Origin of the sequence: Simplicispira sp., from assembly GCF_028687295.1 — a bacterium.
GTDB lineage: Bacteria > Pseudomonadota > Gammaproteobacteria > Burkholderiales > Burkholderiaceae_C > Simplicispira > Simplicispira metamorpha.
In genome coordinates this window covers 1-7,079 of sequence record NZ_JAQUAL010000165.1, presented here as the reverse complement: position 1 = coordinate 7,079, position 7,079 = coordinate 1, and the positions used below count along the sequence as shown (strand labels likewise).

6 protein-coding genes and 1 pseudogene are annotated in these 7,079 nt (G+C 65.5%); 4 read left to right on the top strand and 3 right to left on the bottom strand.

What is annotated here, in order from left to right; translation table 11 throughout:
• The 4 genes and pseudogenes from PHX69_RS14340 to htpX all read left to right on the top strand — a co-directional run.
• A pseudogene (locus PHX69_RS14340) lies at window positions 1–138 on the top strand (dihydroorotase); the annotation flags it as partial.
• Window positions 138–1,373: an NYN domain-containing protein gene (locus PHX69_RS14335; RefSeq protein ID WP_288044558.1), complete on the top strand. Its 1,236-nt coding sequence runs from the start codon at window positions 138–140 to the stop codon at window positions 1,371–1,373. The pseudogene PHX69_RS14340 and the gene PHX69_RS14335, both read left to right, overlap by 1 nt.
• A complete protein-coding gene (locus PHX69_RS14330) occupies window positions 1,370–2,161 on the top strand; it encodes a DUF3025 domain-containing protein (protein ID WP_288044557.1) in 792 nt (263 codons plus the stop codon). Before PHX69_RS14335 ends, PHX69_RS14330 begins: the two co-directional genes overlap by 4 nt.
• A 69-nt stretch (window positions 2,162–2,230) precedes the next feature.
• Entirely contained in the window at window positions 2,231–3,100 is an 870-nt protein-coding gene (gene htpX / locus PHX69_RS14325) for a protease HtpX (protein ID WP_119013095.1), read from the top strand.
• Between the two features lie 79 nt (window positions 3,101–3,179).
• On the opposite strand, the gene PHX69_RS14320 is transcribed toward htpX, so the two are convergent.
• The 3 genes from PHX69_RS14320 to PHX69_RS14310 all read right to left on the bottom strand — a co-directional run bounded on the left by PHX69_RS14320 (window position 3,180) and on the right by PHX69_RS14310 (window position 6,930).
• The gene (locus tag PHX69_RS14320) at window positions 3,180–4,958 is read right to left on the bottom strand and encodes an NAD(P)/FAD-dependent oxidoreductase (protein ID WP_288044556.1); all 1,779 of its coding nucleotides are present in this window, start codon (window positions 4,956–4,958) and stop codon (window positions 3,180–3,182) included.
• 241 nt (window positions 4,959–5,199) lie between these two features.
• Window positions 5,200–6,117 (bottom strand): cysteine synthase A, encoded by a 918-nt coding sequence (gene cysK / locus PHX69_RS14315; RefSeq protein WP_119013028.1) that lies wholly within the window; start codon window positions 6,115–6,117, stop codon window positions 5,200–5,202.
• A gap of 180 nt (window positions 6,118–6,297) precedes the next feature.
• Window positions 6,298–6,930 (bottom strand): class I SAM-dependent methyltransferase, encoded by a 633-nt coding sequence (locus tag PHX69_RS14310; protein WP_288044554.1) that lies wholly within the window; start codon window positions 6,928–6,930, stop codon window positions 6,298–6,300.
• Between the last annotated feature and the right edge of the window lie 149 nt (window positions 6,931–7,079).

The window sequence follows — 7,079 nt, the reverse complement described above, 5'->3', positions numbered from 1 at the left end:
AACCTGCCGCGCAACCAGGGCACCCTCACCCTGCGCCGCGAAAGCTGGACTCCGCCCGACAGCTTTGCCTTTGGCGAAGCCGAACTCAAGCCCCTGCGCGCCGGTGAAGCGCTGGCGTGGCGGGTGGTTGCCGGGTAATGGCATTGCCGGGGGAGGGCGCGGTGGGCGGGCTGCAGGCGGCCTTCCTCATTGACGCAGACAATTTCTCTGACTCCGTAGCCCTGAACGCAGCGTGGCTGCAAGTTCAGGCGCGTACGGGCCGGGTCGCTGTCTGTCGCGCCTATGGTGGTGCGCAGCGTTTGCATACGTTGGCGACTGTCTGGAGCAGTTTGGGCGCGCGCACTTTCCCGAATCTGGCCCTTGAAAAGAACACCACCGATGCCGCCCTGATTGCTGATGCGGTGGCGCTGCACTTCCAGCAGGGCGTGCGCTTGTTTGCCATTGCTTCGGGAGATGCTGACTTCGCCCCGCTGGCCGTGCGCTTGCGTGAATGGGGTTGCGAGGTCTGGTGTTTTGCGATGGAAAGCACACTGTTTGCCGGTGCCCAGGCCTATTACGACCGGGTGGTGCGATTTGCACCGTCTCCCGTTGCCAACGCCGAGCCCCCAGCATCCAAGCCGCCTTTCTCAGCGGTGGTGGCTGCTGCCGCACCCGCAGTGACCAAGCCTGTCGTCTTGCCAGTGCCGCCGGCGGTGGCAAAAAACCCGCCGTTGGCGCCACGCCCTGCGCCTGCTGCACCCGCGCCCGCTCCTGCGCTGGTGCCTGCGTCTGTGACGGCCAAGCCTCCCGCGTTGCCTGAGGAGGTGGCGCGCATTTTGAAAGCCATACCCGCCTTGCGTGAGACGCCGCAGCGCTTGAGTGAAATCGTGCCAGTGCTGCGCCAAAAAAATATTTTGAACCAGACTAAATCCACCGCATTTTTTGCCCGCCATGCGGAGCACTTCAAACTCAGCCCGGTCCACCAGCCTACGCAGCTGACCTATGTTCCTGCGCGCGTTGTGCCGGCTGCCCCGGTGCGCCCTGTCGTGGTTGAAGCCCCGGTGCCAGCCGTAAAGGCGGCTACACCTGCCGTCTTGTCATGGACTGTGACCGGGCGCAGAAAGACAGTCATTCCGTTATCGGCCCAGTTACACGGCCTGCGATCCGTCTTGGTTCAACTGGCGCTGCACCGCGTCACATTGGCGGATGTGCTGCTGGCGGTGCCAGAACTGTTGCGTGGCCAGCCCTGTGCCCTGAGTGCTGTAGCGGGTCGATTGCGCGAGCGCGGCTTGCTGCGCTCGGGTGACTCGGCTTTGCGGATTCTGGAGCGCCATCCAGGCTCTTTTGTCATCGAAATGCGCTCTATGCCTCAAGCGGTGATTTATCTCCGATGAGCACATCCCCATTCAACGCCATCGCCTGGCAAGCCCCTTGGCTCGCCCCGTTGCGCGCTGTGGGCCAGGTGGTACAGCAGCGCGTGCTGGCGGGTGCCTCGGTGGCCGATGCGCTCAATGCAGCAGCTGCGGGCGCCGCCTGCCCGGTGCGCTTTGTGCCCCAGACCGATTTGCCCGTGGGCATGGCCTATGAAAGCCACATTTTCGCCACGGGCTGCGTGCCCACGCGCTGCAACCTGCACGACTTTTTCAATGGCCTGGTCTGGCTGCACTACCCGCAGGCCAAGCAGCGCCTGAACCGCTTGCAGGCCCAGGCCATCGCGGCCCACGGGGTGGGCGGCGTGCGCGGCCCGCTGCGCGATGCGATCACGCTGCTCGATGAAAACGGCGCCGTGCTCCATGCGCCCGCGCCGCTGTGGCAGGCACTGCGTGCGCGCGATTGGCGCGCGCTGTTCACCGACCTGCGCCCGCTGTGGCGAGAGGCACGGCTGGAGCTGCTGGGCCACGCCCTGATGGAGCAACTGGTTTTCCCCCGAAAACCCATCACAGCCCACGTCTATATTGCGCAAGCAGCTATGGATTCAGGAGCAGTGACGGACGCCTGGCTGGCCACCGACTTGCAAGCCCCGCACCTGTCGGCCAAACCCTTTACCCCGCTGCCCGTACTGGGAATGCCCGGCTGGTGGCCCGAGAACGAAAACGCTTGCTTTTATGATGACCCGTTCGTTTTTCGCGGCCCGCGCCCGCCGCAGGCGCTGACCCCCGGCCCGTCAGTGCCCGCTGCTTGAAAGCGCGGTGCCCTCACCCCATTTGCCACCCCGAGGGGTTTGTGCCCCATCCCTGTGGAGAAAAAAACCATGAAACGCATTCTTTTGTTTGTCCTGACCAACGTGGCCGTGGTGGCGGTGCTGGGCATCGTGGCCAGCCTGCTGGGCGTCAACCGCTACCTCACCAGCAACGGCCTGAACCTGGGCGCCCTGCTGGGCTATGCGCTGGTGATGGGCTTTGGCGGCGCCATCATCTCGCTGCTCATCAGCAAGCCCATGGCCAAGTGGAGTTCGGGCGTGCAGGTCATCGACCAGCCGCGCAACCAGGATGAGGCCTGGATCGTCGAGACGGTGCGCAAGTTTGCCGACAAGGCGGGCATCGGCATGCCCGAGGTGGGTATTTTTGAGGGCGACCCCAACGCCTTTGCCACCGGTGCCTTCAAGAACTCTGCCCTGGTGGCCGTGTCCACCGGCCTGCTCGAGAGCATGACGCACGAAGAAATCGAGGCCGTGATTGGCCACGAGGTAGCACACATCGCCAACGGTGACATGGTCACCATGACGCTGATCCAGGGTGTGATGAACACCTTTGTGGTGTTCCTGTCGCGCGTGATTGGTTACGCGGTGGACAGCTTTTTGCGCAAGAACGATTCCGAAAACACCGGCCCCGGCATTGGCTACATGATTACCACCGTGGTGCTCGATATCTTGCTGGGCTTTGTCGCTGCCATCATCGTGGCCTGGTTCTCGCGCCAGCGCGAGTTCCGTGCCGATGCGGGCGCTGCCCAGCTCATGGGCCGCAAGCAGCCGATGATCAACGCGCTGGCCCGCCTGGGCGGCGTCCACACCGCCGAGCTGCCCAAGAGCATGGCCGCCATGGGCATTGCCGGTGGCATTGGCCAGCTGTTTTCCACCCACCCACCGATTGAAGAGCGCATTGCGCGTTTGCAGCAAGGCTGATCGTCGGTTGGTCAGTCGGTGCCATGCACCGGCACCCCCACACACCGCCAGCGGGCTGCTACAGCCCCTGGCGGTTTTTTTATCCCAGCAGGCTGCGCGCTACGGCTTCGGCCACCTTGATGCCATCGACGCCCGCCGACAAAATGCCGCCCGCGTAGCTGGCGCCTTCGCCCGCCGGGTACAGGCCCGCCGTGTTCAGGCTCTGGAAGTGCTCGCCGCGGGGGATTTTCAGGGGCGAGGAGGTGCGTGTTTCCACCCCGGTGAGCACGGCGTCGTGCATGTCAAAGCCTTTGATCTTGCGGCCAAAGGCGGGCAGGGCCTCGCGCAGGGCCTCGGTGGCGTAGCCGGGCAGCGCGGCGCGCAAATCGACCAGTGCCACGCCGGGCTGGTACGAGGGCTCCACGCCGCCCAGGGCCTGGGAGGCGCGCCCGGCGATGAAGTCGCCCACCAGTTGCGCGGGCGCGCTGTAGTTGCTGCCGCCCAGCACGTACGCGTTGGATTCGAGCTGGCGTTGCAGCACGATGCCCGCCAGCGGGTGGTGCTGGTCAGCACCCAGCGTTTCCACGCCGTGGGTGGCGCCCAGTTGGGCCGCGAAGGCGGCAGGGTCACGCGGGTAGTCTTGCGGGTCAATGCCGACCACCATCCCGGCGTTGGCGTTGCGCTCGTTGCGCGAATACTGGCTCATGCCATTGGTGACGACGCGGCCTGCCTCGCTGGTGGCGGCCACCACGGTGCCGCCGGGGCACATGCAAAAGCTGTAGGCGGTGCGGCCATTGCTGGCGTGGTGAACCAGCTTGTAATCGGCGGCGCCCAAGAGCGGGTGCCCGGCGTGGCGGCCCCAGCGGGCACGGTCGATCACGCCCTGCGGGTGCTCAATCCGAAAACCCACCGAGAACGGCTTGGCCTCCATGTGTACGCCGCGCTGGTAGAGCATGGCAAAGGTGTCGCGCGCGCTGTGGCCCAGCGCCATCACGACGTGGTCGGTGCGCAGCTCGTGCGTGGTGCCGCTGGTCAGGTCTTGCACTTGCAGGCCGCGCACATGGCGCTGGCCCTGGGCGTTTTCTTCGATCAGCACATCGGTCACGCGCTGCTGGAACCGCACCTCGCCGCCCAGGGCCGTGATTTGTGCGCGCAGAGCTTCCACCACCTTCACCAGCTTGAAGGTGCCGATGTGCGGGTGGGCGGCGTACAAAATCTCGGGCGGGGCACCGGCCTGCACGAACTCTTCCATCACCTTGCGTCCCAGGTGGCGCGGGTCTTTGATCTGGCTGTAGAGCTTGCCGTCGGAAAACGTCCCGGCGCCGCCTTCACCAAACTGCACGTTGCTTTCGGGGTCGAGGGTGCGTTTGCGCCACAGGCCCCAGGTGTCTTTGGTGCGCTCGCGCACAGTTTTGCCGCGCTCCAGCACGATGGGCTTGAAGCCCATCTGCGCCAGCACCAGTGCGGCAAAAATCCCGCACGGGCCAAACCCCACCACCACCGGGCGCACGGCCACATCAGCAAGTGCCTGGCCCACGGGGTGCCATGCCATGTCGGGCGTGGGCTGGATGTGCGCATTACCGCTGTGCCGCGCCAGCAGGGCGGGTTCTTGCGCCGCATCGGCCAGGGCCACATCAACGATATAGACGGCCAGCAGGTGGGCCTTGCGCGCATCAAAACTGCGCTTGAAGACGTGCAGCTGGGCGATGGCCTCCGCGTCGGCCAAGCCCAGCGCCTGTGCGGCCAGCTGGCGCAGGGCGGCAATGGGGTGGGGCGGCGGGGTGCGGTCGGCGTCGGTTTCAAAGCCGGTATCGGCGGCGCGCAAAGGGGTGACGGGCAGTGCCGACAGCGGCAGCTTCAGTTCAGACAGGCGGATCATGGCAGTGGCAGGCCCGTGGTGATCGGGCAAAGGGCAAAGTCTCAGGGGGACGCGGATTTTACCGAGCAGGCCCTGGCCGGGTGGCCCACGCCCGCCACGCGCTGGCCGGTGGCGTTGGCTGCGCGCGCACTGCCGCAGCAGTTATCACTATTATTTTGATAGCTGTTTGCGCTTTCCGCATAAGGGCCAGAAGCCAAAAAGACCCAAAATTGGGTCTTTTTTGAGGGGGTGTCGCGTGCTATTACGCGGGCAAGAAGCCTTCCACCGACAAATAGCGCTCGCCGGTGTCGTAGTTGAAGCCCAGCACGCGGCTGCCAGCGGGCAACTCCGGCAGTTTTTGCGCAATCGCGGCCAGCGTGGCGCCCGACGAGATGCCCACCAGCAGCCCTTCTTCGCGGGCGCTGCGGCGGGCGTACTCGCGCGCGGGTTCGGCATCGACCTGGATCACGCCGTCGAGCACGCTGGTGTCCAGGTTCTTGGGGATGAAGCCCGCGCCAATGCCCTGGATGGGGTGCGGTGCAGGCGCGCCGCCGCTGATGACGGGCGACTGCGTGGGCTCCACGGCAAACACCTTCAGATTCGGAAATTGCGCCTTGAGCACCCGCGCCACGCCCGTCAGGTGCCCACCCGTGCCCACACCGGTGATGAGCACGTCCAGCCCGCCGGGGAAGTCGGCCAGGATTTCCTGCGCCGTGGTGCGCACGTGGATGTCGATGTTGGCGGGGTTCTCGAACTGCTGCGGAATCCACGAGCCCGGCGTTTGCGCGTGCAGTTCTTCGGCGCGGGCGATGGCGCCTTTCATGCCTTTTTCGCGCGGCGTCAGGTCAAAGCTGGCGCCGTAGGCCAGCATCAGGCGCCGGCGCTCGATGCTCATGCTGTCGGGCATCACCAGAATCAGCTTGTAGCCCTTGACGGCGGCCACCATGGCCAGGCCCACGCCGGTGTTGCCGCTGGTGGGCTCGATGATGGTGCCGCCCGGTTGCAGCGCGCCCGACTTCTCGGCATCTTCGATCATGGCCAGCGCAATGCGGTCTTTGATGGAGCCGCCGGGGTTGCCGCGCTCGGACTTGACCCAGACGTTGGCACCCGCGCCAAACAGGCGGTTGATGCGGATGTGCGGCGTGTTGCCAATGGTTTGCAGAACGTTGTCGAATGCCATGGTGCAGGTCTCCGGTGTTGGGGGAAGAAACCTGCACATTCTGGCCCAGTTGTTCTGTGCTGAAGCCATATCCATATGCACAGCGCCGGGCAGACGGCGGCGTCCGTGGGGCACAAAAATAATGGTGTTTTATGGCTCTGGCCCTTGTGCAGTGGGCGCGAGCAGCTATCAAATCAATAGTTACGGCTTGCGCCCCGTCATCAGGAACAGCGGGTAGCTGCGGCCATTGCGTTGCTGTAGTTGCACGATGTGGCTGAAGTGGATGTCGGCCAGCCCGGCTTGTTGGGCCAGCGCGCCCAGTGCCTCGGGCGCAAAGCCCAGGTGCTGCACGCCCTTGGCGGCGTTGTCGCCGTGGAAGCTGCCATCCTCCAAGTACAAGTCCACCAGCGCAATGCGCCCACCCGGGTGCAGCGCGTCGGCAAACGCGCGCAAGAGCGCAGCGGTGTCGGCCACATGGTGCAGCGCCATGCAGCTGACGATGGCGTGGTAGCGCCCCGGCAGTCCGGCAAACACATCGCCGCAGTGCGTGGTGATGTTGGCGTGGCCTTTGGCTTGCAGCACTTCCAGCATGGCCGCCGAGGTGTCCAGCGCCGTGACCTGCGCCACCAGCGGCGCTATTTGTGTGGCCAGCAGGCCGGTGCCAGCGCCAAAGTCCAGCACCTGGTCGGTGGGCGAGAGGGGCAGCTGCGCCAGCAGGCGCGGCGCCACGGCGGCCAGTTGCTGTGATGTGGGGCGCTGGTCCCAGTCGCGGGCGGCGGCGTCGAAATGGCTGGCGGGGGAAGGGGTGGGGGTCGTCGTGTTCATGGCGGTCATGGTGCTCCAGTGCGGTACTCAAACCAGAATATCGAAGTGCCGCTGCACCATGTCGGTCATCAGCGTGCGGGTGGCGGCCTCGTCCAGCCCTTGCAATTGGCGGTGCAGGTCGGGCGCCAGCCGGGTGAAGGTGTCGAGCACGGCGGGGT

Bases quoted from the DNA above. Each gene is read 5' to 3' on its own strand.
- PHX69_RS14335 (WP_288044558.1), top strand. From the start codon at position 138: ATGGCATTGCCGGGGGAGGGCGCGGTGGGCGGGCTGCAGGCGGCCTTC.
- PHX69_RS14330 (WP_288044557.1), top strand. From the start codon at position 1,370: ATGAGCACATCCCCATTCAACGCCATCGCCTGGCAAGCCCCTTGGCTC.
- htpX (WP_119013095.1), top strand. From the start codon at position 2,231: ATGAAACGCATTCTTTTGTTTGTCCTGACCAACGTGGCCGTGGTGGCG.
- PHX69_RS14320 (WP_288044556.1), bottom strand. From the start codon at position 4,958: ATGATCCGCCTGTCTGAACTGAAGCTGCCGCTGTCGGCACTGCCCGTC.
- cysK (WP_119013028.1), bottom strand. From the start codon at position 6,117: ATGGCATTCGACAACGTTCTGCAAACCATTGGCAACACGCCGCACATC.
- PHX69_RS14310 (WP_288044554.1), bottom strand. From the start codon at position 6,930: ATGACCGCCATGAACACGACGACCCCCACCCCTTCCCCCGCCAGCCAT.